This window comes from Pseudomonas sp. Soil_N_39 (assembly GCF_057655955.1).
Genome location: NZ_JBDGLI010000004.1, coordinates 350,303 through 374,692 on the forward strand (window position 1 = coordinate 350,303; position 24,390 = coordinate 374,692).

Annotated in this window: 23 protein-coding genes; 6 read left to right on the forward strand and 17 right to left on the reverse strand. The window is 61.6% G+C overall.

Translation table 11 applies throughout. The features are described from left to right. The first annotated feature begins 7 nt into the window (after window positions 1–7). Window positions 8–931 (forward strand): LysR family transcriptional regulator, encoded by a 924-nt coding sequence (locus AC3A5O_RS08855; RefSeq protein WP_122565827.1) that lies wholly within the window; start codon window positions 8–10, stop codon window positions 929–931. Window positions 932–1,475: 544 nt separating this feature from the next. Here AC3A5O_RS08855 and phnE read toward each other — a convergent pair. The 6 genes from phnE to ppk2 form a co-directional block, all read right to left on the reverse strand. After that, window positions 1,476–2,243 (reverse strand): phosphonate ABC transporter, permease protein PhnE, encoded by a 768-nt coding sequence (gene phnE / locus AC3A5O_RS08860; protein ID WP_487753111.1) that lies wholly within the window; start codon window positions 2,241–2,243, stop codon window positions 1,476–1,478. Continuing rightward, window positions 2,240–3,067 carry a PhnE/PtxC family ABC transporter permease gene (locus AC3A5O_RS08865; RefSeq protein WP_305467453.1) on the reverse strand — a complete coding sequence of 276 codons (828 nt, stop codon included), beginning with the start codon at window positions 3,065–3,067 and terminating at the stop codon, window positions 2,240–2,242. The genes phnE and AC3A5O_RS08865 overlap by 4 nt, the downstream gene beginning before the upstream one ends. After that, entirely contained in the window at window positions 3,061–3,861 is an 801-nt protein-coding gene (locus AC3A5O_RS08870) for a phosphonate ABC transporter ATP-binding protein (RefSeq protein ID WP_305467451.1), read from the reverse strand. The genes AC3A5O_RS08865 and AC3A5O_RS08870 overlap by 7 nt, the downstream gene beginning before the upstream one ends. After that, window positions 3,858–4,709, reverse strand: coding sequence for a putative selenate ABC transporter substrate-binding protein (locus tag AC3A5O_RS08875; protein ID WP_122565823.1), 852 nt, complete (start codon window positions 4,707–4,709; stop codon window positions 3,858–3,860). The genes AC3A5O_RS08870 and AC3A5O_RS08875 overlap by 4 nt, the downstream gene beginning before the upstream one ends. A gap of 330 nt (window positions 4,710–5,039) precedes the next feature. Then, window positions 5,040–6,659, reverse strand: a complete 1,620-nt coding sequence (locus tag AC3A5O_RS08880; RefSeq protein WP_487753112.1) for an inorganic phosphate transporter — start codon at window positions 6,657–6,659, stop codon at window positions 5,040–5,042. A gap of 66 nt (window positions 6,660–6,725) precedes the next feature. Continuing rightward, a complete protein-coding gene (gene ppk2, locus AC3A5O_RS08885) occupies window positions 6,726–7,643 on the reverse strand; it encodes a polyphosphate kinase 2 (protein ID WP_122565821.1) in 918 nt (305 codons plus the stop codon). A gap of 209 nt (window positions 7,644–7,852) precedes the next feature. Between ppk2 and AC3A5O_RS08890 the strand changes: the two genes are divergently transcribed. The 4 genes from AC3A5O_RS08890 to AC3A5O_RS08905 all read left to right on the forward strand — a co-directional run bounded on the left by AC3A5O_RS08890 (window position 7,853) and on the right by AC3A5O_RS08905 (window position 12,594). Continuing rightward, window positions 7,853–8,788, forward strand: a complete 936-nt coding sequence (locus AC3A5O_RS08890; protein WP_122565820.1) for a Ppx/GppA phosphatase family protein — start codon at window positions 7,853–7,855, stop codon at window positions 8,786–8,788. A gap of 252 nt (window positions 8,789–9,040) precedes the next feature. Then, entirely contained in the window at window positions 9,041–10,138 is a 1,098-nt protein-coding gene (locus AC3A5O_RS08895) for a carboxynorspermidine decarboxylase (RefSeq protein WP_122565819.1), read from the forward strand. A gap of 25 nt (window positions 10,139–10,163) precedes the next feature. Further along, window positions 10,164–11,408 carry a saccharopine dehydrogenase family protein gene (locus AC3A5O_RS08900; RefSeq protein ID WP_122565818.1) on the forward strand — a complete coding sequence of 415 codons (1,245 nt, stop codon included), beginning with the start codon at window positions 10,164–10,166 and terminating at the stop codon, window positions 11,406–11,408. A gap of 685 nt (window positions 11,409–12,093) precedes the next feature. Further along, complete coding sequence (locus AC3A5O_RS08905) at window positions 12,094–12,594, forward strand: GNAT family N-acetyltransferase (protein WP_305471225.1); 501 nt, start codon at window positions 12,094–12,096, stop codon at window positions 12,592–12,594. Between the two features lie 46 nt (window positions 12,595–12,640). Here the strand turns inward: AC3A5O_RS08905 and AC3A5O_RS08910 are convergent, their stop codons facing one another. The 4 genes from AC3A5O_RS08910 to AC3A5O_RS08925 all read right to left on the reverse strand — a co-directional run bounded on the left by AC3A5O_RS08910 (window position 12,641) and on the right by AC3A5O_RS08925 (window position 17,606). Continuing rightward, window positions 12,641–13,585 (reverse strand): DUF3829 domain-containing protein, encoded by a 945-nt coding sequence (locus tag AC3A5O_RS08910; protein WP_487753113.1) that lies wholly within the window; start codon window positions 13,583–13,585, stop codon window positions 12,641–12,643. Beyond that, window positions 13,582–15,246, reverse strand: coding sequence for a J domain-containing protein (locus AC3A5O_RS08915; RefSeq protein ID WP_305490679.1), 1,665 nt, complete (start codon window positions 15,244–15,246; stop codon window positions 13,582–13,584). Before AC3A5O_RS08915 ends, AC3A5O_RS08910 begins: the two co-directional genes overlap by 4 nt. After that, on the reverse strand, window positions 15,243–16,949 hold the full coding sequence (locus tag AC3A5O_RS08920) for a molecular chaperone HscC (protein ID WP_305481776.1): 1,707 nt from the start codon (window positions 16,947–16,949) through the stop codon (window positions 15,243–15,245). The genes AC3A5O_RS08915 and AC3A5O_RS08920 overlap by 4 nt, the downstream gene beginning before the upstream one ends. Before the next feature lie 240 nt (window positions 16,950–17,189). After that, window positions 17,190–17,606: a DUF1810 domain-containing protein gene (locus tag AC3A5O_RS08925; RefSeq protein ID WP_122565813.1), complete on the reverse strand. Its 417-nt coding sequence runs from the start codon at window positions 17,604–17,606 to the stop codon at window positions 17,190–17,192. A gap of 244 nt (window positions 17,607–17,850) precedes the next feature. Here AC3A5O_RS08925 and AC3A5O_RS08930 point away from each other — a divergent pair, with 244 nt between their 5' ends. Continuing rightward, window positions 17,851–18,633: a hypothetical protein gene (locus AC3A5O_RS08930; RefSeq protein ID WP_305481775.1), complete on the forward strand. Its 783-nt coding sequence runs from the start codon at window positions 17,851–17,853 to the stop codon at window positions 18,631–18,633. A gap of 72 nt (window positions 18,634–18,705) precedes the next feature. Here AC3A5O_RS08930 and AC3A5O_RS08935 read toward each other — a convergent pair whose 3' ends face one another. The 7 genes from AC3A5O_RS08935 to AC3A5O_RS08965 all read right to left on the reverse strand — a co-directional run bounded on the left by AC3A5O_RS08935 (window position 18,706) and on the right by AC3A5O_RS08965 (window position 24,386). Further along, the gene (locus AC3A5O_RS08935) at window positions 18,706–19,302 is read right to left on the reverse strand and encodes a cytochrome c3 family protein (protein WP_163858287.1); all 597 of its coding nucleotides are present in this window, start codon (window positions 19,300–19,302) and stop codon (window positions 18,706–18,708) included. Window positions 19,303–19,311: 9 nt separating this feature from the next. Then, a complete protein-coding gene (locus AC3A5O_RS08940; protein WP_305467439.1) occupies window positions 19,312–19,797 on the reverse strand; it encodes a nitrate reductase cytochrome c-type subunit in 486 nt (161 codons plus the stop codon). Between the two features lie 11 nt (window positions 19,798–19,808). Next, complete coding sequence (gene napA / locus AC3A5O_RS08945; RefSeq protein ID WP_305467438.1) at window positions 19,809–22,313, reverse strand: nitrate reductase catalytic subunit NapA; 2,505 nt, start codon at window positions 22,311–22,313, stop codon at window positions 19,809–19,811. Further along, window positions 22,310–22,570: a chaperone NapD gene (locus AC3A5O_RS08950; RefSeq protein WP_305467437.1), complete on the reverse strand. Its 261-nt coding sequence runs from the start codon at window positions 22,568–22,570 to the stop codon at window positions 22,310–22,312. Before AC3A5O_RS08950 ends, napA begins: the two co-directional genes overlap by 4 nt. A 37-nt stretch (window positions 22,571–22,607) precedes the next feature. Beyond that, a complete protein-coding gene (gene napE / locus AC3A5O_RS08955; protein ID WP_305467436.1) occupies window positions 22,608–22,775 on the reverse strand; it encodes a periplasmic nitrate reductase, NapE protein in 168 nt (55 codons plus the stop codon). 181 nt (window positions 22,776–22,956) lie between these two features. Further along, window positions 22,957–23,655, reverse strand: coding sequence for an outer membrane protein (locus AC3A5O_RS08960; protein WP_305467435.1), 699 nt, complete (start codon window positions 23,653–23,655; stop codon window positions 22,957–22,959). A gap of 203 nt (window positions 23,656–23,858) precedes the next feature. Further along, window positions 23,859–24,386, reverse strand: a complete 528-nt coding sequence (locus tag AC3A5O_RS08965; RefSeq protein ID WP_305467433.1) for an SRPBCC family protein — start codon at window positions 24,384–24,386, stop codon at window positions 23,859–23,861. Window positions 24,387–24,390: the final 4 nt, after the last annotated feature.

Below are 24,390 nucleotides of genomic sequence, written 5' to 3' on the forward strand. Positions count from 1 at the left end.
CGCGACAGTGGACCGATTACAGGCCATGCAAGTGTTTCGGCGAATCGTCGAACTGGGCGGCTTTGGCAAGGCGGCTGATGACCTTGGCTTGCCCCGAGCCACGGTCAGTCTGTTGATCCAGCAGTTGGAAGCCCATTTGGGCGTGCAACTGTTGCAGCGCACTACCCGACAGGTGCGCGCAACGCTCGATGGCCAAGCGTATTACCAGCGCAGCGGCCAGTTGCTGGACGACCTCGATGACCTGGAAAGTTCGTTGTCGGCGCAACGGAGCCAGCCGCGTGGCACTTTGAAGGTGGACATGCCCATTGCCTTTGGCTGCACCTGGATCCTGCCGCGCCTACCGGATTTCTATCGCCGCTACCCGGCGTTGCAACTGGACATGGGTTTTCACGATCACCAAGTCCATCTGCAGCGCGAGGGCGTGGATTGCGCAATCCGCGCCGGCACTATCCTTGATCAAGGGTTGGTGGCGCGGCCCATCGTGCGCCTGCATCAGTTGACCTGTGCCAGCCCCGGCTACCTCGCTCGGGTCGGCACGCCTCGGCGGCTGGAGGATTTGCCGACGCATCAGGCCATTGGCTTTGCGTCGGGCAATGGACGGTTCTTCCCGTTCGAATTCGAGGTGGCGGGGCGGGTGCGGGAAATGCAATTGCCGAGTGAGTTGACCGTCAATAACGCCGACGCTTATGTGACGGCCTGTGAAGCGGGATTCGGCTTGATCCAGGTGCCGCGTTACCACGTGCAACGGCAGTTGGCCGAGGGCAGGCTGGTCGAAGTGTTGAGCGAGTACAGTGTGCCGGTGTGGCCGATCTCAGCGGTGTACCCGCCCCATCGACAGCTGTCGCCCAGGGTTCGGGTGTTTATCGATTGGGTGGTTGAGTTGTTGCAGGGTGAGGCGGATGTGCAGCCGGCGTTGATGGAGAGGGCGTAGAGCCATGGGAAAACTTTGTGGGAGCGAGCCTGCTCGTGAGGGCGGCACATTCAGCATTGATGCAAGCAGACCCACCGCCATCGCGAGCAAGCTCGGCTCCCACAGGGATCGGCGGTGGACACTGATCTTATAAACGACCAAGAACCTGTGTGGGAGCGAGCTTGCTCGCGATGGCGGTGGTTCAGTCACATGGATGTTAAGCCTACCGCCCTCATCGCGAGCAAGCTCGCTCCCACAGGAAAAACGCGGTCCCCATCAAGAGCCAGATCGGCTATCAGGCCGCCTCGGGGTGGACGTTGATCTGGGGTGCCCCGTTAACCACGATGGCCGAACGCAGGCACCGAGCGGTGGGGCAGAAGCGCTTTGGTCACTTTCGCCTGGGCCGGCTTCCGGATTTTCGAAAGTGACTCGCCGTCAGGGCGCAACCCTAAGTGGCCGTTACCGCAGCAACGGATATACACACCAAAAAAACGATGCCTCTCGGAATGAAAGACCAGGATCTCGGGAAGGCTTTTATCGAACGTGTTGGTTTTACCCCAACACCTCAAGCCTTGACCCAACGCTGGCGACTCCAACCGCTCAACGTATCGACCGCCAAAACCAGCAACAGCATCGCCAGGATCACCGTGCTGCCTTGGGCTTCCTGGAACAGGCTGAGGCTGACGTAGAGCATTTGCCCCAGTCCCCCGGCGCCGACGAAGCCGAGCACGCTGGCCATGCGGATATTGTTTTCCCAGCGGTACAGGACATAGGCCAGTAGCTGGGGCAGGAGGTTGGGCAGCGTGCCGTAGCAGAACGCCAACACGGCATTGCCACCTTGCAGGCGGATGGCATCGGCCGGTTCGGAGGGGGTATTTTCCAGGGCCTCGGCGAACAGTCGGCCGAGCACGCCAGTGGTATGCAGGGCCAAGGCCAGGGTGCCGGCGTTGGGACCAAGCCCGGCGGCCAGGACCATCAGCGCCGCCCAGACCAGTTCTGGAACGGCGCGCAAGGCGTTGAGCACCAGGCGCGAAGCGCTTTGCAGCAGCCAGCCGCAGCGCCCGGCCGCCGGCAAGGCCAATAGCAGGCCGAACATCGCCGCGAGCAGGGTGCCAAGGGCGGACATGGCAAGGGTTTCCAGGGCGCCATGACCGATCGCCTTCAGATGGCTCGGGCTCAGGTCCGGGCTGAGAAAGCGCTGCGCATAAGCCGCCATCCGCTGCAGATTGCCGCTGTCGCCGAGCTCGCCCAGGTCGATGCCCAGGTAGATGAACGAAGCCACGACTGCCGCACCGATGCACAGGAGCATGACCGCGTTGAGCAGGCGATTCATGCCAGCCTCCAGCGCAGCAGGCGGCTGAGTTGATCGGCGAGCAGCACCAGTGCGAGGAACGTCAGCAGCAAGCTGGCCACTTCACCGCCGGCGAACATGCGCAGCGACAGGTCCATTTGCTGACCCAGCCCTCCGGCCCCGACGAAACCCATCACCACCGAGGCGCGGATCGCACATTCCCAGCGGTACACCGTGTACGACAACAGTTCCGCCGCGACATTGGGGAGGATCCCGTAGCAGAAGGCCGCAAGCCGGCTGCTGCCGGACTGCAAGAGGGCGTGGGCCGGACGCTGGTCGACCGATTCGTAGATTTCCGCATAGACCTTACCCAGCATGCCGCTGTAGGTAATGGCAATCGCCAGTACGCCGGCCGTTGGGCCGAGGCCTACGGCGCGCACGAAGAGCAAGGCCCAGACGATTTCCGGCACGCTGCGCAAGAAGATCAATACGCCGCGTACCGGCCAGCGCAGCAGTTGACCCCAATAACCCGGGTGCCCGGCGCGGGAGGCCGCCGACAGTGAGAGGGCGCGGCTGGCCAGCAGGCTCGCGGGCACCGCCAGCAGCAATGCCAGGGCCATGCCGGCCGTGGCGATCGCCAGCGTTTGCAAGGTGGCCTGCCACAGCAATTCAACGAATTCGTCGCCATGGGCGGGCGGCCAGAACGCCGCGACGAACCGGCCCATTTCGCTCTGGCTGTCGCTCGCCAGCAGCACGCCGAGATCCAGCTCGCTGAACCGGATGCCCGGCCACAGCAGCACAAGCGCCAGCAGACTGAGCAGCAGGCGCGGGCGGGTGGCGGGGTCTCGGGTATCGCGTGTCAGCATCGGGGAATCTGCACGCTCAAGGGCGCGTGGGGCGTTGTTGGCGAAGACTGCAGCTGTTCGTTGGCGTAGAGCGTGTCGAGCAACGGACGGTCGACCGCCTCGGTGGGCAGGTCGAAGAGGATCTGCCCGTCCCGAAGGCCGATGACCCGGGAAAAGTGTGCCAAGGCCAGTTCCACCGCGTGCAGGCTGGCGACCAGGGTGACGTTGTGTTCCCGGGCGTGACGGCACAGCACCGAAAGCGTGTGCTCGGCCAAGACCGGGTCCATAGCCGAAACCGGTTCGTCGGCCAGCAACACCTCCGGCGCCTGGTACAACACCCGGGCAATGCCCACGCGTTGCAGCTGTCCGCCGGACAGTTGCTGGCATTGCGCGAACAGTTTGTCCCCCAGGTCCAGCCGGGCCAATGCCGCCCTGGCGCCTGGAATATCCAGCGGGTGCAGCAGGTTCAACAAGCTTTTACCGATGCCCCACTGACCCAGTTTTCCGGCCAGGACCGCCGTCACCACACGCTGGCGTGGCGGCAGGGGCGGCGATTGGTGAATCAGACCGATGCGCGCGCGCAGGCGCTGACGCTGACGGGCGGACAGTTGCCAGGCGCGTTCGCCGAGCAACTGCAGCTCGCCGTTGCCCGGGCGCAGGGCGGTGGCGAGGAGGTTGAGCAGGCTCGACTTGCCCGCGCCGGACGGGCCGATGATCGCGACCTGTTCGCCGGCGCCGATGTGCAGGTCGATGCCCCGTAGCGCCTGGACGCCGTTGGCATGGGTCACGCTGACCTGGGTCAGTTGCAGGGTCATTTGAGCAGTTCGGCGGCGCGTGCGGCTTCCTCGATGCCCTTGTAGTTCTCAGGCTTGGTTTCGATGAAGCGACTGGCGGCTTGCAAGTCGAGGATTTCCTTGTCCTTCGGGTTGGCCGGGTCGAGGGCCAGGAAGGCCGCCTTGATCTTGGCCGCCAACGCCGGGTCGAGGGTTCCGCGCACCGTCCAGTTGTAGTCGAAGTAGGCAGGGGTGGTGGCGAAGACCTTGACCTTGGTCGTGTCGACCTTGCCGGCCGCAACCAGTTTTTCCCAGACGCTGGCGTTCAGCACCCCGGCGTCGACCTTGCCGGCCTGGACCCAAGCGACGGTGGCGTCGTGGGCACCGGAGTAGCCCACACGGCTGAAGTAGCTCTCCGGCTTGATGCCGTCCTGCAGCATGAAATAGCGCGGCATGAGGCTGCCGGACGTCGACGACACCGAGCCGAAGGCGAAGGTCTTGCCCTTGAGGTCGGCGAGGGATTTGACGGCGGGGTCGGCGGTGATGAATTTGCTGGTGAACTGGGCGTCCTGTTCGCGCTGGACCAACGGGATGGCGTTGCCGGTTTTCAGGCGCGCCTGGACGAAGGTGAAGCCCCCCAGCCAGGCCATGTCGATGCGGTCAGTGGCCAGGGCCTCGACCACCGCCGGGTAATCGCTCACGGGGACGAACTCGACCTTCATGCCGGTTTGTTGTTCCAGGTAGGCACCCAGCGGCTTGAACTTGCGCAGCAGCTCGGTCGGGGCCTCATCGGGAATCGCGCTGACTTTCAGGGTGTCGGCGGCCTGCGCCAGAAAGCTGCAAAACGACAGGGCAACACCAGCGGCCAATGCCAGGGAGGGCTTGAGCATGGAAGATCTCCGGTACGGGAAGGCAAGGAAAGTTGAAGCATCACGCCCACAGGGATGGCGGTACGCCGTTCTGAGAGGGTAGACGAAGGAGAGGGATGTTAACCGTTTCTGGTTGTGAACTCACCCAATCCCCTTGTGGGGGCTTGCTCCGGGCGACGACCCGACGATAGCGATGGTTCATGTGGGAGCGAGCTTGCTCGCGATAGCGGTGTGTCAGTCACCAACCTTGTAACTGATCCTTCGCTATCGCGAACAAGCTCGCTCCCACAGGGGGCCGTGGCGGGCGGGAGAACCGAGGCCTCGTCAGGTGAGGCCTCGGCGAACAGGCGGTCAGAACAGCTTGGTGAACAACCAGTAGAGGCTGCCGGACAGCAGGATGGCGGCCGGCAGCGTCAGCATCCAGGCCATCAACAGGTTGCGGATGGTGCGCATCTGCAAGCCAGAGCCGTTGGCGACCATGCTGCCGGCCACGCCGGAGGACAGCACGTGGGTGGTGGACACCGGCAAGCCGAACATGTCGGCGGCGCCAATGGTCAGCATGGCGACGGTTTCGGCTGAAGCGCCTTGGGCATAGGTCAGGTGGGTCTTGCCGATTTTCTCACCCACCGTCACCACGATGCGCTTCCAGCCGACCATGGTGCCCAGGCCGAGGGCGATGGCCACGGCGATTTTCACCCACAGTGGAATGAAGCGCGTGGAGTTGTCGATCTGCTGCTTGAACAATTGCAATTGGGCGCTGGTGTCGGCGTCGAAGTTGCCGACCTTGTTCTTGTCCATCAGGCGAATGGTTTCGCTGGTCAGGTACATGTCGTTGCGCACGTTGCCCACGGCTTCGGCCGGTACCTTGGCCAGCGAGCCGTAGCCCTTGACCTCGGCGCCGATGCTGCCAGTCATGGCGGCCAGGGCCGGCACCAACTGCGGCGTCGCCTCCTTACTGCCAACGTAGGTGGTCAGGATCGCCCGCGGGTCCGTCGGGGCCGGCAGCGGCGAGTGCTTCACCAGGGCCTGCTGGGTGACTTGCGCCACGGCGGCGAATTGCAGGGCCTGGTCGGCGGGCATGGTGCGGTTCAGCGCATAGGCCATCGGCAGGGTGCCGACCAGGATCAGCATGATCAGGCCCATGCCTTTCTGGCCGTCATTGGAGCCGTGGGCGAATGACACGCCGGTGCAGGTCAGGATCAGCATGCCGCGAATCCACCAGGGCGGCGGGGTGTTGCCTTGCGGAGCCTTGTACAGCGAGCGGTTCTTGACGAAGGCCCGCAGCGCGAGCAGCAACAGCGCGGCGCAGCCGAAGCCTACCAGTGGCGAGAGCAGCAACGCGTAGCCGATCTTGGTCGCCTGGGCCCAGTCCACGCCGCTGGTGCCGTCACGCCCGTGCATCAGGGCATTGGCGACGCCGACGCCGATGATCGAGCCGATCAAGGTGTGGGACGAAGAGGCCGGCAAGCCCAGCCACCAAGTGCCCAGGTTCCATAGGATAGCGGCGATCAGCAGGGCGAAGATCATGGCGAAGCCGGCGGAGGAGCCGACTTGCAGGATCAGTTCCACCGGCAACAGAGCGATGATGCCGAAAGCCACCGCGCCGCTGGCGAGCAGCACCCCGAGGAAGTTAAAGAAGCCCGACCAGGCCACGGCCACGTTCGGCGCCATGGAGTTGGTGTAGATGACGGTGGCCACCGCGTTGGCGGTGTCGTGGAAACCGTTGACGAACTCGAAGCCAAGGGCAATCACCAGGGCCACGCCCAACAGCAGGAACGGCGTCCAGGTGGTCACCACGGTGCCGAGCTCGTTCATGTCGTGCATCAGGCTGTAGGCGGTAAACAGCAGGCCACTGCCCAGTACCGCGAAAAACACCACCAGGGTGAGCACGCTTGGCTTGCGGTTGAGTTGCGGCCTTGAACTGGGGGCGATGGCACTCGATGAGTCCATGGCCAGGGTCTGGTTCGTCATGATGCAGTCCGATTCAGTGGGCAGTGAAAGTGGGGCTCGGTGCCGGGCGTCCCTGCCTGGCGGGTTTCAATAGAGCTGGGGCACGATGAGCTCCGGTGGCGTCGGACTGCGGGAGTAGTCTTCCTGTCGAACTCGCTGCGGCAGTTCGATGGTCGGCAGTTCCACTTCTTCGTAGGGCATTTGCCCTAGCAGGTGATGGATGCAGTTGAGCCGGGCTTTTTTCTTGTCGTCGGCGTGCACCACCCACCAGGGGGCTTCGCTGATGTGCGTGCGTTCGAGCATGATTTCCTTGGCCTTGGTATAGGCCTCCCAGCGCCTGCGGGACTCCAGGTCCATGGGGCTGAGCTTCCATTGCTTGAGCGGGTCATGGATGCGGCTGAGAAAGCGCAGATGCTGTTCCTGGTCGGAAATGGAAAACCAGTATTTGATCAATTGGATGCCGGAGCGGGCGAGCATCCGCTCGAATTCCGGCACGGTACGGAAGAACTCTTCGTACTGGTCGTCGGTGCAGAACCCCATGACTTGCTCGACCCCGGCGCGGTTGTACCAACTGCGGTCGAACAGCACGATTTCCCCCGCCGCCGGCAGGTGCGAAACGTAGCGCTGGAAGTACCATTGAGTCCGTTCACGGTCGTTCGGGGCGGGCAGGGCGGCGACGCGACACACCCGGGGGTTGAGCCGCTGGGTGATGCGCTTGATCACGCCACCCTTGCCGGCGGCGTCGCGCCCTTCGAACAGGATCACGACCTTGTGCCCGGTCTTGACCACCCAGCTTTGCAGCTTCACCAGTTCGCCCTGAAGGCGGAACAGTTCGCTGAAATACAATCGGCGGATTTCCTTCTCGCTGCCATCCGGGGCGTGTTCATCGAACAAGGCGTTCAGGTCATGCCCGTCTTCAGATAACTCCAGCTCCAGTTCTTCGTCATTGTGATCCAGCAGCTCGCGGTGGATGCGCTGTACCAAGGTGTCCTGGGTTGAAAACATGATGAAAAACTCGGTCGTGGGGGCGCGACCCACGCTAGTTGCAATTTGTTACATAGTAGTGACGGTCATCTGCGCTTCATGGGCCTGTCGCAGGCTAAAACAGGGGGTGTCATCCAGGTGTCATCGAACCCATGGCAGGATCCTCGCAAACCATCGTGGGATGCCCGCAGCGCTTGTGCCTGCTGGCTGATGAATCAAGGAACACCCCTATGAAAGGCGACGCCCCCCTGTTCGCGGCCATTGACCTGGGCTCCAACGCCTTTCGCCTGGTGATTGGCCAGTCGGTCAAGCGCAATCGACAGTTGGTGATCCAGGAAGTGAAAACCCTGCGCGAGCCGGTCCGATTGGCCGAGGGCCTGCAAGCCGGGGCTCTGGACGAGTTGGCACTGGATCGAGGCTGGCAGGCCCTGGCCCGCTTCGGCAAAAAGCTGCGTGGCTTTGAAGCCGGACGGGTACGGGCGGTGGCGACCAGTGCCGTGCGCGAAGCGGCCAATGCCCAACTGTTCCTGGCCAGCGCCGAGCGGCACCTGGGGTTTCGGATCGACGTGCTGTCCGGGCATGAAGAAGCCCGGCTGGTGTATGCCGGTGTGGCCCATGCGGTGCCCGGTGTCGAGCAGACACGACTGGTGGTGGACATCGGCGGTGGCTCGACCGAACTGATTCTGGGACAGGGCGCTCAGCCGTTGTTGACGGAGAGCATTGCCATCGGCAGTGGCACCTTTGGCGCGCGTTACTTTGCGGGCGGACGTATCACCGCTCAGGCGCTGCTGGAGGCTGAACGAGTAGCAGTCCTGCAGTTTGAAGAAGTGGCGGCGCGTTATCGCGCGCAGGGCTGGCAGCAGGTGATCGGCTCATCCGGTACGGCGCGGATGTTGGCCAAGGTGCTCAAGGCCAATGGTCTCAATGACGCTGGGCAAGGTGGTATTACCTACAGCGGGTTGTTGCGCCTGTCGTTGCGGCTGCTGGAAGTCGGGCATGTCGACCGCCTCAGGTTGGCCGGTTTGCAGAGCCATCGCCTGGGCATCCTGCCCGGTGGCCTGGCGATCATGCTGGCGGCGTTCAAGGTCTTCGGTATTACAGACATGCTCGCTTGCGAAGCGGGTCTCAGGTTCGGTGTGCTTCATGGCCTGATGCACAAGCACTGATCCCGAACGGTTGTCCCGCTGTGCCGAACATGCGCAACGGCTCAAGGTCGAGCATCGGCGCTCTGCGGTTACCCCCCTTTGTCAGATCATCCAGCATTTCGTCGCCTGGGCAGCCGGTATGTCCGGTGATCGCAAAGCGTCGGCCTGGATCAGGATGATTGCGCGAACGGGGCTTTTCGCTCTTTCGATCTGCAGTCAGTGAAGGCACAATGCGCATCCTTTTTTGGCTCGCCTTGCCCGGAGGCCTCGAAAATGATCAAAACGCCGTACTACCTCATCGACAAACAAAAGCTGCTGGCGAACATGCAGAAGATCGCCTATGTGCGTGAGCAGTCCGGGGCCAAGGCCTTGCTGGCGCTCAAGTGCTTCGCCACCTGGTCGGTGTTCGACCTGATGCAGCAGTACATGGACGGGACCACGTCGTCGTCGCTTTATGAACTCAAGCTTGGCCGGCAGAAATTCGCGGGCGAGACCCACGCCTACAGCGTGGCCTGGGCTGACGATGAGATCGAGGAGATGCTCGCCAACTGCGACAAGATCATCTTCAACTCCATCGGTCAGTTGCAGCGCTACACCGAGGCCTCGACCGGCAAGGTCCGCGGCCTGCGGGTCAACCCGCAAGTGAGCAGTTCCGATTACCTGCTGGCCGACCCGGCGCGACCGTTCAGCCGCCTGGGCGAATGGGATCCGGTGAAAATCGAGCAAGTCATCGAGCATATCTCCGGGTTCATGTTCCACAACAACTGCGAGAACGGCGATTTCGGCTTGTTCGACCAGATGCTGGGCACTATCGAAGAGCGCTTTGGTCACTTGTTGCATAAGGTCGAGTGGGTCAGCCTCGGTGGCGGCATCCATTTCACCGGCGAGGGCTACGCCCTGGACGCTTTTTGCGCACGGCTCAAGGCCTTCTCGCAGAAGTATGGCGTGCAGGTCTACCTGGAGCCGGGCGAGGCCGCGATCACCCAGAGCGCGTCGCTGGAAGTCACCGTGCTCGACACGCTCTACAACGGCAAGCACTTGGCCGTTGTGGACAGTTCCATCGAGGCGCACATGCTCGATCTGCTGATCTATCGCCTGGACGCCAAGCTGGCACCGAGCGAAGGCGAACACACCTACATGGTTTGTGGCAAATCCTGTCTGGCCGGCGACATCTTTGGCGAGTACAAATTCGATCGTCCGCTGTCCATCGGCGATCGGCTGTCGTTCATCGACGCAGCGGGCTACACCATGGTCAAGAAAAACTGGTTCAACGGCCTGAAGATGCCGTCCATCGTTGTGAAGCAACTCGACGGCAGCGTCGAGGTGGTTCGCGAGTTTGTTTACGACGACTACTTGTCCAGCCTCTCTTGAGCTGGCGGAAGGAGAAATAAAGAAATTGAAGAAGAACGTACTTATCATTGGTGCAGGAGGTGTCGCCAAGGTGGTGGCCCACAAGTGCGCGCAGCACAACGACGAGCTCGGTCGTATTGCTATCGCGTCGCGCAACATCTCCAAATGCCAGGCCATCATCGACAGCGTCAAGGCCAAGGGTAGCCTCAAGCAACCCGCCGACATCAAGGCCTTTGCACTGAACGCTCTGGATGTCGAAGCGACCAAGGCGCTGATTCGCGAAACCGAGTCGCAGATCGTCATCAACGTCGGCTCTGCTTTCCTCAACATGTCGGTACTGCGTGCCTGCATCGATACCGGCGTGGCCTACCTGGACACCGCCATCCACGAAGAGCCGGGCAAGGTCTGCGAGACGCCGCCCTGGTACGGCAACTACGAGTGGAACCATCTCCAGGAGTGCCAGGAGAAGAACATCACCGCCATTCTCGGCGTGGGCTTCGACCCGGGTGTGGTCAATGCCTATGCGGCACTGGCGCAACAACAGCATTTCGACCGCATTGATTCGATCGATATTCTCGACGTCAATGCCGGCTCCCATGGCAAATATTTCGCCACCAATTTCGACCCGGAAATCAATTTCCGCGAATTCACTGGACAGGTGTGGAGCTGGCAGGACAGCCAGTGGACCAGCAACACCATGTTCGAGGTCAAGCGCACCGACGACCTGCCAGTGGTCGGCTCGCAGAACCTGTACCTGACCGGTCACGACGAAGTGCACTCGCTGTCGAAGAACCTCGACGTGCCCAACGTGCGTTTCTGGATGAGTTTCGGCGAGCACTACATCAATGTGTTCACCGTGCTCAAGAACCTTGGCCTGCTTTCCGAGCAACCGGTCAAGACTGCCGAGGGCTTGGAAGTCGTGCCGCTGAAAGTGGTCAAGGCTGTGCTGCCTGACCCGAGCTCGCTGGCACCGGGCTACACCGGCAAGACCTGCATTGGTGACCTGGTCAAGGGCACCAAGGATGGCCAGCCGCGCGAAATGTTCATCTACAACGTGGCCGACCACGAGGACGCTTACGCCGAAACCGACAGCCAGGGCATTTCCTATACAGCCGGCGTGCCACCTGTGGCCGCGGCCTTGTTGGTGGCCCGTGGCGAGTGGGACGTGCAGCGCATGGTCAACGTCGAGGAGCTGCCTGCCGAGGCGTTCCTCGAGGCGCTGGACGTGATGGGCCTGCCGACGCGCATCAAGGACGAGCATGGAGACCGTCCCTGGAACCAGAACGCCTGAAGGACTCCAGGCAGGTTCCGCCCTGGCTCCCCCGATAGGAACTGTAGAGTCGCTCTGGACTCTGCAGGCGATTGAACCAGTCGCCTCACCGTTGCGTGAAGCCCTGGCAATCCGCGGGAAGCCTTGAAGAAATGCTCCGTATCGAAAGGTACGGAGCATTTTTCGTTCATGGCTCCCATCAAATGAACCCCGTGGCGAGGGAGCTTGCTCCCGCTGGGGCGCGCAACGGCCCTGAAGCCAGATCCTGTGGTGTGTCAGGCAGACCGCATTCGGCTTTTTGGGGCTGCTGCGCAGCCCAGCGGGAGCAAGCTCCCTCGCCACGGGTTTGGGGGAGGCATTCAAATCTCACCACGTGTACACATCAAACTGTGGCGAGGGGATTTATCCCCGCTGGGGCGCGTAGCGGCCCTGAAGCCTGGCCCTGTGGTGTTTCAGGCAGACCTCATTCAGCTTTTTGGGGCTGCTGCGCAGCCCAGCGGGGATAAATCCCCTCGCCACAAAAGCCCTCGGGGTGTTCCGTCCCTCTGTCCCATCGGACGCACCTGCGCCGTTTTTGTGGCGAGGGAGCTTGCTCCCGCTGGGCTGCGCAGCGGCCCCCCAACAAAAGACCGCTCAAGCAGAAACCCTCGCCATGAACGATCACTCGACCTTACGATTGAGCTTCACGACCCAGGAGAAACAATCAGTGAAACCATTCAGGATCCGCGAGCTGGAAATGACCGATGTGCAAGCACTGCTGGCCTTCGAAATCCATAACCGTGAATGGTTCGAATCGCAGATTGACCCACGGGACCCTAGCTTTTATTCATTGACGGGCGTCACCGATCACATTGAAAGCTATCTGGCCGATTTTGCCGAGGGCACTTGGCATCCGTTTGTGATCGAAGATTCCAGCGGGCGAATCGTGGGGCGGGCGAATTTGAAAGGCATCCATTCACCGCACGGTTGCGCCGAGGTGGGCTATCGCATTGATCAACGCGCGAGTGGGCAAGGGTTGGCAACGCAGGCCCTGAAACATCTGATCGAGGCGGCGCGGATACGTTGGGGGCTTACGCAATTGGTGGCTTATGTCTATGAGAGCAACGTCGGCTCAAGGAAGGTCCTTGAGCGGTGCGGGTTTGTGCCTGGAGCGCTGTCGGGTGGCGAGGAGATCGAGGCTGGATGCCGCTTTGTGCTTTCGATCTAGAACTCGATCCACGCCGGACAGCGTCAGGCGTCGCTCGTACGTTTCCTCAATACTGAGCCTTCACCGCCGTGTTATAGCGCGATTGCAATTCGTCATAACCGGCCCGAGCGGCGGCGAGGTCCTGGTTCAGTTCATCGGCATCGGCGCCTGAAGCCCAGTGTTGCTGCAAGCGCTCCAGAGCGGTGATCCATTCCTTGGCGGCGAAGCTGATGTGAGTCCACACGGGCCGGTTGCCGTTGGCCGAGCGCAACCGGGGCAGGGCCTGTATCAAGGTCTCGGCGTCCGTCCAACGGGTCGTGAGAGTCTGCTGCACCGTAAGCAGTTGTTCCGGGCTCAGCGGTGCGCCTTCGGTCATGGCGTCGAGTGCATTGATGGTCTGACGTGCCAGGATCATGAAGCGCAGGATCTGCCAATGCTGGTCACGGCCCAGGCGTGTTTCGATGGCCGCCAACTGTTGCTCGCGAACATGCAATTGCGGTTGCTCCAGGGCCTGGCGCAACGGTATCGCTTGGGCACGTACGTCTTGCAGGCCCAGGTTGAAGGCTTGTTCGAGTCGGTCGAGTTCGGGGGAAGGCAGTTCGTTCGACCGGTCCCCCAACCAACGCTCGATGGCCAGTGCGTCGGGCCGTAGGCGGTCATAGGCCTTGACGTAGTTTTTGGCCTGGGTGTTCAGGTCGGGATCGTCGCTATGGAACCAGGGTTTGCAGGGGGCCTGGGTCCTCAGGATATCGTCAGAGCCCATGCCGAACCCGACAAAGCCCCGCCAGGTCGGCCATACATCCTTGGACGGCGTAAGAACGGCGTGATAGTCGGCGTAGCGCTGTTCCAGCAGCTCCGCACCTTCCACCAGGCAAGTGTTAATGGCCTGGATGTCGGTCCAGGATGAAAGAGTCGCTTTGTCGACGGTTTCCGAACTGGAGACTCGCTGCACCAGCCAAGCCATCGTTAACAGGACGACAACCGCCGTGATAAAGGCGCGGGTGCTGATCATGGCTGTTTTGCCTGGGTGGTGTCGGGCTTATGCCACTGGGTGGCTGAAAGTTTGGAAGGACATGGCGAGTCCGTCAGTTGGCGGGCGGCGCAGGTACGCTGTGGCCAAGCCTGGAGGCCTTGATTTGCGGCAAGACTCGAGTGGTTGGCCAAGGCATTGCCCAGCATGACCAGGGGCACGAGTATTCCCAGGAACAGGCCGACCAGTACATCCCCGGGCACGCGCTCGTAGGCGCGAGCCATAAAGGACTTGCCGTGTCGGGCGGCGGTGCGTCGGCTCAGGGCCGCGAGCGCAGCGAGGATCCCGAAATAAGTTGCAGCGGCGAAAGCACCTCCGGCCAGGTAGATGGGAACACCCAGCAACCCGACCCAGAGACTTTCACGAATCGGCAGGGGCGCAGGACGTCGCAGGCTCAGCCAATGACCAAAGCGCGTCTGGATCGATCGGTCGAGGCGCCAGGCACCGCGGCCCAGTGCTTTGCAGAACGCATGCAGGCCCCAGGCGACGACACCCAGTAGCAGCGCGCGCAGGAGCAGGTCGATCAAACTGGTGAGGAACGCGCCGCCCAGTTGATATTCCAAGGCCCAGCTCATGTAGGTCGAGGTGCCGAGCAGGGCCAGTGGCACGGCTAGCATCGGCGGTTCGCGACGCAACGAGCGCCATAGTTCCGGGGCCAGTTGAGGCATTTCTTCCAGTAGATGGGGATAGCGAAGCTGGACGTTGCGATACAGCGTTTCGCAAGCAGCCCAATCCTCGGCGCTGAAGCTCATGCTCAAGCCCATCCGGGCGTCTTCATCGAGCGAGCCAAACAGCATGCGTGCAGCCTGGGATTCGCTGCTGTCGGTACCCTGGGCGAGGCGAACCTGCTGCTGAAGGAACGTGGCGCAGTGGCTGCGGGCAAGCAGTTGACTCCACCAGGGTTCCGGACACGGGCTATGGTGGCCGGTCTGCTTCCAGCCCTGTTGCGCGCAGATGGCATCGAACAACTGCTCCGACCAACCCGGTGCTTGCAGGAGGGCCATGGCCAGGCAGCGGTTCAGCCATTGCCGAGCATCCAGGGTTTGTAGCCACGGGCTGGCGTCGAGCTGGCGGGCGAGATCGAGAAAGCGTTGGCTATCGTGGCAGGCCCCGGTCAGGCGGGACCATGCCAGCTCCATGAGCTTGCCGCGCAGTTGCTCGGTGCTGGCGCTGGGCAGGTCCTGGCGCTGCCAGGGGGTCAGCCAGTGCAACTGCGCAATGGCCGCTTCGGCCAGGTCGTAGGTATCTTCCTGCGTCAGGCAACGCTCCAGCAGGCCGTGTTCGAATTCACGTTCGCAGGCATAAAGACGCGCCTGCGTCAGGCGGCTGGCGAGGTTGGTCGCGTCTATCGCCTCCAGGCATTGCGCTGCCAGGCGCTGGCTGGGGGAGGGCCCTGTCGGTGCCTGCCTCGGGGCAGGCAGTTCTACGAGGGGCGGCTCGATGGGGACTGGCTGCTCGTCGTCGACCACCACTTCCTGCTGCCAGTCAGCCCACTCCAACGCCTGTTCGTAAGCCTCTCGCAGGCGCTGGAACCCTTCGGGATCTTCGTCTGGCCGATGCTGTTTGAGCAGGCTTGCATACTGGCGCTTGATGCTGCGCTTATCGGCGTCCTCCGGCAGCCCGAGTACCACCCAGCAGGTCATCGCCAGACACCTTCTTCCAGGCTGTCGAGCTGGGCGCTGATCTGCAGCCGGAGCGCCCGGATGTCGTGCAGTTCCTGGGTATCGAGCATCTGGGCGAAACGGGTCGCCAACTCATCGATCCGTTGGCGCAGATCACCGCGGCTTTCCTGGTAAAGACGTTCCAGCCGGGCGATCAGCAGGGTATTGGGTTGTTCGTCCCGTGGATGGATCTTCAGTGCTTCCAAGGCCTTGAGGCGCTGGCTGATTTCTTCGCTATTCAGCACGCCGGCGTTATTGGCGATTACCAGGTTGCGTCGCTCTCCAGTCTGGACGATCTGCGCATCGGCTTCCAAGAGGCCGTTGGTATCGTAAGTGAAGCGCACGTCGATCCCCACTTCCCCGGCAGGCATGGGCGGCACGGGAATTTCCAGTTCACCCAGGAGAATGTTTTCACTGATCCGACGGCTTTCGCCCTGATAGACCTTCAGCAGCACGACCTTTTGCTGATCCTGGAGGGTGAACACGCGCTTGACCTTGCTCACGGGCACCACGCAGTTGCGTTCGATGATCGGCAGGTAATGGCCGTTTTCGAGCTTGCCGCCATACTCGACCGCAATTTCGATGCCCAGGGAATAAGGGCAGACGTCGGTGAGCACGACTTCTTCAAGTGCCGCGTCGCGGCTCTTCAGCCCTGCCTGCACGGCGGCGCCCAATGCCACGGCTTCATCGGGGTTGAGCTGGATCGAGGGGAAACGTCCGAACAGGCTGGCGGCCAACTTGCGCACGAGCGGCATGCGGGTGGTGCCGCCCACCAGCAACACTTCGTCCAGCTCACTGGCGCGGATGCGGGCATCGCGCAAAGCGGTTTCGATAGGGGCTCGAAGGCGGCTGAACAGGGGCGCATACAGATCGGTCAGGCCGGCCTGGGTGTATTCGCGACGCCATTCGCGCTCGCCCTGGCGTACTGCGAACGTAGCGCTTGACTCCTGGCCCAGGGATTTGCGCACGCGTTCGGCTTCACGGCGCAGCCGACCGTAGAGCTGCGCGTCTTCGAGGGCCATCGGCCCCTCGGTGTTGCCCGCCTGTGCGGCAACGAAATCCTGGAGCAGCAGCGTGTCGAAATCTTCCCCGCCCAGGTAGTTGTCGCCGGCGCTGGCGCGAACTTCCATGATGCCTTCGAACAGCTCCAGGATGGACACGTCGAAAGTCCCGCCGCCGAGATCGAAAACCAGGAAGGTGCTGGCGCTATCGCGCTGATGCAAGCCATAGGCGAGTGCGGCCGCGGTGGGTTCGTTGATCAGTCGCTCGACCTTGAACCCGGCCAGCTCGCCGGCAATTCGCGTGGCCTTGCGCTGGGCATCGCTGAAATAGGCGGGGACGCTGATGACGGCCTCTTCCACCGGTTCGCCGAAATGCCGCTCGGCATCCTCGCGCAAGCTGCGCAGCACCATGGCCGAGAGCTCCTCGGCCCGGAACTGTCGATTGCCAAGCGTGGTGAGACGAGCGCTGCCCATATAGCGCTTGAAAAGCGAGGCGGTGACCTGGGGGTGGGTCTGCAGGCGCTCCAGGGCTGCGCGGCCGACCATGACCCGGCCCTCATCGTCCAGGCCGACCACGCTCGGGGTCAGCCACTCGCCCAATGCGTTGGGTACCAGTTGCGCCGCGCCGTCGCGCCATGCCGCGATCAGGCTATGGGTGGTGCCCAGGTCAATGCCGACAATCATGTCCGTTGGATCTCCTTAATCATTGCGTCGCAAGGGCGTACCCGCGAGCCGGTCAGTTTATCAAGCCTGTATCGGCGTATTCGTTGAAATCTTTGGGGCGATCATGGGCGAGTTTTGCATGGCGGATCAGCCCAACGTGTCGACCAGCCTCGGCAACCTGTGGGTCGCATCGCCCACCAGCGCTTTATCGGAAACGGTCTCTATCGGTTCGATATTGATAGGCAACGAGCGCTGGCCAGATCACTCTGGTTCCTTAAGTAATTCCAGTGTTCTTGAGTCGACACTCACCCCACCCTCCAGCGCCTGGGCATACACGGAGTGCTCGCCCGCGGCCGCTGCAAACAGCGTCATGCAGGACGCGAACTTCATGGCATCGAGGGTCCCCAGGAGTTTTTCTACCGCGACTTCCGAGTCCAGGACGGCGCGGGTTGCGCGTTCGAGTCGCGGTCCCAGAAGCGGGTGATGCAAATAATCGCGCGCCTCTTTCAGGCCGCGCAGGCCGTAGTAGGTGGCGTTCTCGCTGACACCCAGGCCGCGTAATTGCGGAAAGATGAACCACATCCAATGGCTTTCCTTGCGCCCGCGCCGTAGTTCGAGCAAAGCGCGCTCATAGGTTGCCGCTTGCGCCTGGACAAAGCGCTCCAGTGTTTCGGTCATACGAGCCTCTGATACGGTTTCAAGGCTGAAGAATGAAGCGCGTCCAGGCTCGATCCAAGTGGTGGCCTTATGATGTCATTGTCTGGCGCGTATCGGTAGTCCCGATCATCCCCCCCAGCCCGGACGAGGGCAAAGCCTATAGCACACTTGCGCTATAGCGCCGGTCGGCACTCGACCCTAACCTATGGGCGCTGTCGGGTTTTCGATCGATCGCAACGAGCCTATTTGAACAAGGATCTGTTTTTTGAAAAGTACACCTGCCAGAAAGTCCAACGCCGACACGGCTTACCGCATGCGTCTGGCAACGGTGTTCGCCGTCTCGGCCCTTGCCGCCAGTGGCTGGGGTTCTTTTATCGCCGAAGCGTCGGCTTCCACGGCCAGTGAGACGTCCTCCGCGGCTTGCACCAACGAAGCGGATTTTCAGGCCGGGACGGTGGTGGAGTATGAAAGTCGCGACAACCTGTCGCCAGCCACCAGTCGCGGCAAAACCGAGACGCTTGGGCGTGAGGCATTTGCCGGTGCCAATCCGGTTGCTTCGGTGCACACGTCGTTCTTGAATAATGTGCCGTTTTTCCTGACGACCACCTTCGCCGAGATCAAGGACGGTCGGCTGGTTCGTTACGGCGATCGCCATGGTGCCGGGGCATCGTTGGTGACCACCACCTACCAGCCTCCCGCTTCCACACCGATTGATCTGCAACCCGGGCAAACCGTCACCGTCAGCTACAAAAACAAAGCGGTGAGCGCCGGGGCAACGGTCGAGTTCGATGTCGTCGAGAAGCTGACGTATAACGGGCGTGAGACGCTCAAGACAGCCCTGGGTACGTTTGATACCTGCAAGTTCACCAATGAAATCTCCACGGGCCCGGCTTCGGCCGAGCAACCGAAACAGGTTGTCGTTGTCCAGAATTGGTTTCCCGCGGACGGACCTTATCGCGGTCAGTCGATCCGATCTGTCACGCCTCCCACCAATGGCGTTGCGCAGAGAATCGGTGAAGTCGTCAAGATGCAGTATACGTCGCGATAAGCGATGAGTTTCGGACCGAAAGATTTGCCGGATTGTCGTGGCAGACGCGATTGCGCAGAGCATGGCAACCGTCTACCACCCCTTCACACCGCTCATGTCGGGCAGCTTGTGAGCGATGCCTTTGTGGCAGTCGATGCAAGTCGCCTCGCCGTTGGCCAGTGATGTCGAGTGCATGGATGCGGCGCGTTTGCCCTGGCGGGTAAAATCCATGAACTCGAAGTTGTGGCAGTTGCGGCATTCGCGAGAGTCGTTGGCCTTGAGCCGGGCCCATTCGTGCTCGGCCAGCTCGCGTCGCAGAGCGAGGAATTTGTCGCGCGTATCAATGGTGCCGAAAATCTTGCCCCAGACTTCCTTCGACGCCTGCATCTTGCGTGCGATTTTATGGGTCCACTCATGCGGCACGTGGCAGTCCGGACAGCTGGCGCGTACGCCGGAGCGATTGGTGTAGTGGATCGTGTCCTTGAGCTCGACGAAGACGTTGTCGCGCATTTCATGGCAGGAGACGCAGAACGTCTCGGTGTTGGTGGCCTCCAGCGCGGTGTTGAAACCGCCCCAGAAAATGATCCCGGCGACAAAGCCCCCCAGCGTCAGGAAACCGAGGCTGTAGTACATGCTCGGACGACGCAGGACACCCCAGTAGTCCTTGAGCAGGGCGAACAGTGCTTTCATGTTGCCTCCTCAAGGCTTTTGCGCGGCGTTTGCGGCGTCTTGCAGAATTTTGTCGATGGTCTCGAAGCTGTTGTCCACCAAGGGTTTCACGTCGGCCTGCGGCACATGGCACTGGTTGCAGAAGTACCTACGCGGCGCCACAGCTGCCAGTGCCTGGCCGTCGCGGTCCATGTAGTGGGTGATGCTGATCATCGTTGCCTGGGTCCGTGCGCTGTTGGCGCGACTGTGACAGGACAGGCATTTGTTGCCGTTCTTGTCGATCTGATAGCCGCGGATGGTGTGCGGGATGGTCGGCGGCTGATCCGGGTAATTACGCTCGCGCTTGAGGTCTTTGTTTTCCTCATCGGCAACGGGTGGGGCAGGCATGCTCTGGGTCAGCGTGCCGCCGGGACGGCGCCCGTCTGGCGCGGGGGCATCGAGCGGGTAGTCGATATCAGCGGCGATCGCTAGGCCGATCACCGCGAGCAGGAGCAACGGCAGGATTCGAAAAAGCATCACGGTTCTCCTCAGGCCACGCTGACCAACTCGATGCGTATCGCGCATTTTTTATAGTCGGTCTGCTTGGAGATCGGGTCGGTGGCATCGAGCGTGACCTTGTTGATCAGCTTGTTGGCATCGAAGAACGGTACGAAAACCAACCCTTGAGGCGGCTTGTTGCGCCCGCGGGTCTCGATGCGCGCGCGGATTTCACCGCGTCGGCTGATCAGCTTCACCTCGCTGCCGCGCCGAGCCTTCAAGGCCTTGGCATCGTCGGGGTGCATATAGACCAGCGCGTCCGGCACGGCTTTGTACAGCTCCTCGACGCGCTGGGTCATGGTGCCTGTGTGCCAATGTTCCAGGACGCGGCCGGTGGACAGCCAGAACGGGTAGTCGGCGTCCGGGGATTCGGCGGGCGGCTCGTAGGGCAGGGCGAAGATGATCGCCTTCTTGTCCGGGTAACCGTAGAACTGCACCTCGCTGCCTTTCTCCACGTACGGGTCCAACCCCTCGCGATAACGCCAGCGGGTTTCCTTGCCCTCGACCACCGGCCAGCGCAGGCCACGTTCGCTGTGGTAGCGGTCGAACGTGGCAAGATCGTGACCGTGGCCGCGACCGAACTGGGCGTACTCCTCGAACAGGCCTTTTTGTGGATAGAAACCAAAGGCCTTGGCTTCATCATTCTTGTAGCCGGCTTCCATCTGCTCGACGGGGAACTGGTCGACCTGGCCATTCTTGAACAGTACCTCAAAGAGGGTCTTGCCCTTGAGTTCTGGGGCCTTGGCCAGTAATTCGGCAGGCCAGGTTTCATCGGTGGTGAAGCGTTTGGAAAATTCCATCAACTGCCACAGGTCTGACTTGGCATCTCCCGGTGCGCTCACCAATTGGTGCCAGAATTGCGTCCGGCGTTCGGCGTTGCCGAAAGCGCCTTCCTTTTCCACCCACATGGCGCTGGGCAGGATCAGGTCGGCGGCCTGGGCGGAGACGGTCGGATAGACATCGGAGACGATCATGAAGTTGTTCGGGTTGCGCCAACCCGGCAGGACTTCCTGCATGATGTTCGGCCCGGCGTGCATGTTGTTGCTGGCCTGGGTCCAGCAGACGTTGAGCACGCCGTCCTTGAGCATGCGGCTCTGTTCGACGGCATGGAAGCCAGGCTTTTCCTGGATGGTGCCGGCGGGCAGCTTCCAGATTTTCTCGGCGGTGGCGCGGTGCTTGGGATTGGTCACCACCAGGTCGGCCGGCAGTCGATGGGAGAAGGTCCCGACTTCCCGCGCGGTACCACAGGCCGAGGGCTGGCCGGTCAACGAGAAGGGACTGTTGCCCGGTTCGCTGATCTTGCCGGTGAGCAAGTGGATGTTGTAGATCAGGTTGTTGGCCCAGACGCCACGGGTGTGCTGGTTGAAGCCCATGGTCCAGAACGAGACGATCTTGCGCTTGGGGTCGGCATACAGCTCGGCGAGGTTTTTCAGACGCTCGGCGGGCACCCCGGTTTCCTTGGCGGTTCGCTCCAGTGTGTAGGGCTTGACGAAGGCGGCGTACTGCTCGAAAGAAATGTCCGTCCAGCTGTTGGCCTTGGCGGCATTGGCGGCTTTCATTTCCCGTGGATCGTCAGGGCGCAAACCGTAGCCGATGTCGTCGACACCCTTGGCGAACCGAGTGTGCTTGTTGATGAAGTCCTGGTTGACCGCACCGCTTTCAATGATGTGGTTGGCGATGTAGTTGAGAATCATCAGGTCGGTTTGCGGCTTGAACACCATGGGAATGTCGGCGAGTTCGAAGCTGCGATGCTCGAACGTGGACAGCACCGCGACTTTCACATGGGGCTGGCTAAGGCGGCGGTCGGTGACCCGGCTCCAGAGCACCGGGTGCATCTCGGCCATGTTCGACCCCCAGAGCACGAAGGCATCGGTGGCTTCGATGTCGTCATAGCAGCCCATGGGTTCATCGGCACCAAAGGTGCGCATGAAGCCCATCACCGCCGAGGCCATGCAATGGCGGGCGTTGGGGTCGATGTTGTTGGTGCGAAAGCCGGCCTTCATCAGTTTGTTGGCGGCATAACCTTCCCATACCGTCCATTGACCGGAGCCGAACATGCCCACCGACCGCGGCCCTTTGTCCTTCAAGGCCTGCTTGAACTTCAGCTCCATGATGTCGAAGGCTTTCTCCCAACTGACCGGCTGGAACTCCCCTTGCTTGTCGTACTGGCCATTTTTCATGCGCAACAGCGGTTGGGTCAGGCGGTCGACGCCGTACATGATCTTGGAAAGAAAATAGCCTTTCACGCAGTTCAGCCCACGATTGACTTCAGCCTTGACGTCGCCATGGGTGGCGACCACGCGGTTGTCCCGGGTCGCGACCATCACGCTGCACCCGGTGCCGCAGAAACGACACGGGGCCTTGTTCCAGTCCAGGGTGACCATGTCCGCTTCGGTCACCAGGTTGCTGGCGGACGTCACGATCGGCAGTCCGGCAGCGGCGGCCGCAATGGCGGCGGCCTGGGTCTTGACGAATGCGCGGCGGGTCAGGTTCATTCGGCATCTCCTTCGGAGTCGAGGCGTTCGTGATAGACCAGCGCGGCATTGAGTACGCCAGGCAGTTGGTTGATCTGTTCGATGCGCTGGAGGATCTGGTCTTCGTGTTGGGCTTCAAGCACCACCACGAGTTTTCCGGCCGCGCTTTCATGATGCAGTTCCAGGCCATCCAGCAGCCGCAGGTTGGCCTTGACCGCGTCGAACAACTCCGGTCGGGCGAGTACGATGAGACTGGCAATATGCAGGGCTTCGTCCATGAACAAGCTCCAATGGCCTTCAAGAAAACGCTATTCGCTAGTTGGGAGGACCGGGTGGGCCGTACAGCATCTGGAAAAACCAGACGAGGAAACCGTAGCCGCCAACGATGGCGACCGACAGCAACGGAAAGAGACAGACGACAAGGAAAAGGAACAGCCGGGTTTCTTTGCGGCGTCCGGGTTTGCGTTCTTCAGCCAACGACATGGGGAATCTCCAGCCGAACCTGGATTGATACTAGACCACGAATTTTGTAGGGCCTTTCTGGTTGGGGAGATCCCGACCAGTGGTTACTTCGGACACTTTGCAGGGCTGATTTCCTCGATGATCGATCAAACACCCTGCGGACTGGCGCCTGCCCAAGGCCAGGCACCGATCCGTCTAGCGCTTACAACCAATACCGCAAACCAAGCATCAAGGACTGGGCGTTGTACTCCGTTTGCACATCGCCCTGGGGCAGGCCCTGGATGTTGCCGAAGTGCGCTTCGCTGGTCTTGAAGTAGCGATAATCCAGGGACATGGACCAATGCTCGCTGAGTTCGTAAGCGACCCCGGTGCCGAGTTGCCAGGCCGAGACGGTGTCGCGATGGGTGTCGCCGAACTCGACGCCGCCGGCTTCCAGGCCGGTGATGGTCAGCACGGCGTAGCCCAGGCCACCACCCACATAAGGGGTGAACCGGCTCAACGGGTCTGGCAGGTTCGTGACGTCATACCAGAGGTTGGCCATGAGGCTGGTGGCTTCCTCTTCGCCTTTGCCGTCGATACTGCCACCACCTTCGTAGACCCGATGATTGAACTGGGTCAGGGTGTTGCGACGGTAGCTCAGTTCCACTTCGGGTCTTAGCCCGACCGGGAACCGCCAGCCCAATGCCAGGCCGGTGGCGAAGCCGGAATGCAACGGTTGGTTGAATTCCATCTCGACGAAGTCAAGGTCGTTCTGGTTAAGGTCCTGCTCAGCGACCCAGTTCACGCCGCCCATGCCACTGACATAGGGACCGAGGGTGTCGGCGAAACTCGAGGCTGGGGCGATGACACCCAGGCCCATGACGCCCATGACGAGATAGTGGGTGTTTTTCTGTAGGTTCATGCTTGGTCCGAAATGTTGCTGTTATCGATAAGTAGGCGAAGCGTCTAATGCCAGTCAGCTAAGCGAAATAAAGCCGGGCAATCATCCTGTGGCAAGGGAGCTCGCTCCCGCTGGGCTGCGCAGCAGCACCAAAACAGGGCCGCTTCGCGACCCAGCGGGAGCAAGCTCCCTCGCCACGGTTTGTGTATCCCTGTGACATCCAATTAACGGATCGGAATTGGGCGAGGCGTCGCGGTTCTTTCGCGCACCGATGCGCCAATGGCCCGCTGTTCAGCCAGCCTGCACAGGTTGTCCAGGGCGGTGGTCATCGCCGTGGCCAGCGCTTTACGCAGCAGCCCGCGGTACAGGAAACTCAACGGCCCCGAGATCTTCGCGCTATGGATGACATGGGTTTCATCGGCAGAGAGCCTGCGCATCCGATGATCGAATTCGAGGTCGATCCAGAGCAGCCGGGCGCTGTTGCGATAACTTTCATACGGGCTCACGGCATCCAGTTTCAGGGGCATCGTCAAGCCATTCTTGAGGACACATCGGCCGCGGGTTCCCGCCTGGAACGGACCGTCGAGTTGACACTGGCGGACGTCGGTATCCCAGAGCGGCGCGTCGGGAAAATTGCTCCAGAGCTTCCAGATTTCGGAAGGGGGCGATTTGACTATGACTTGCACGTTGACATCGTTCACGGCGACACCTTGGTTGTGGGGGGCACGGTCATGCGGGGTGGGCAGATCCATTCAA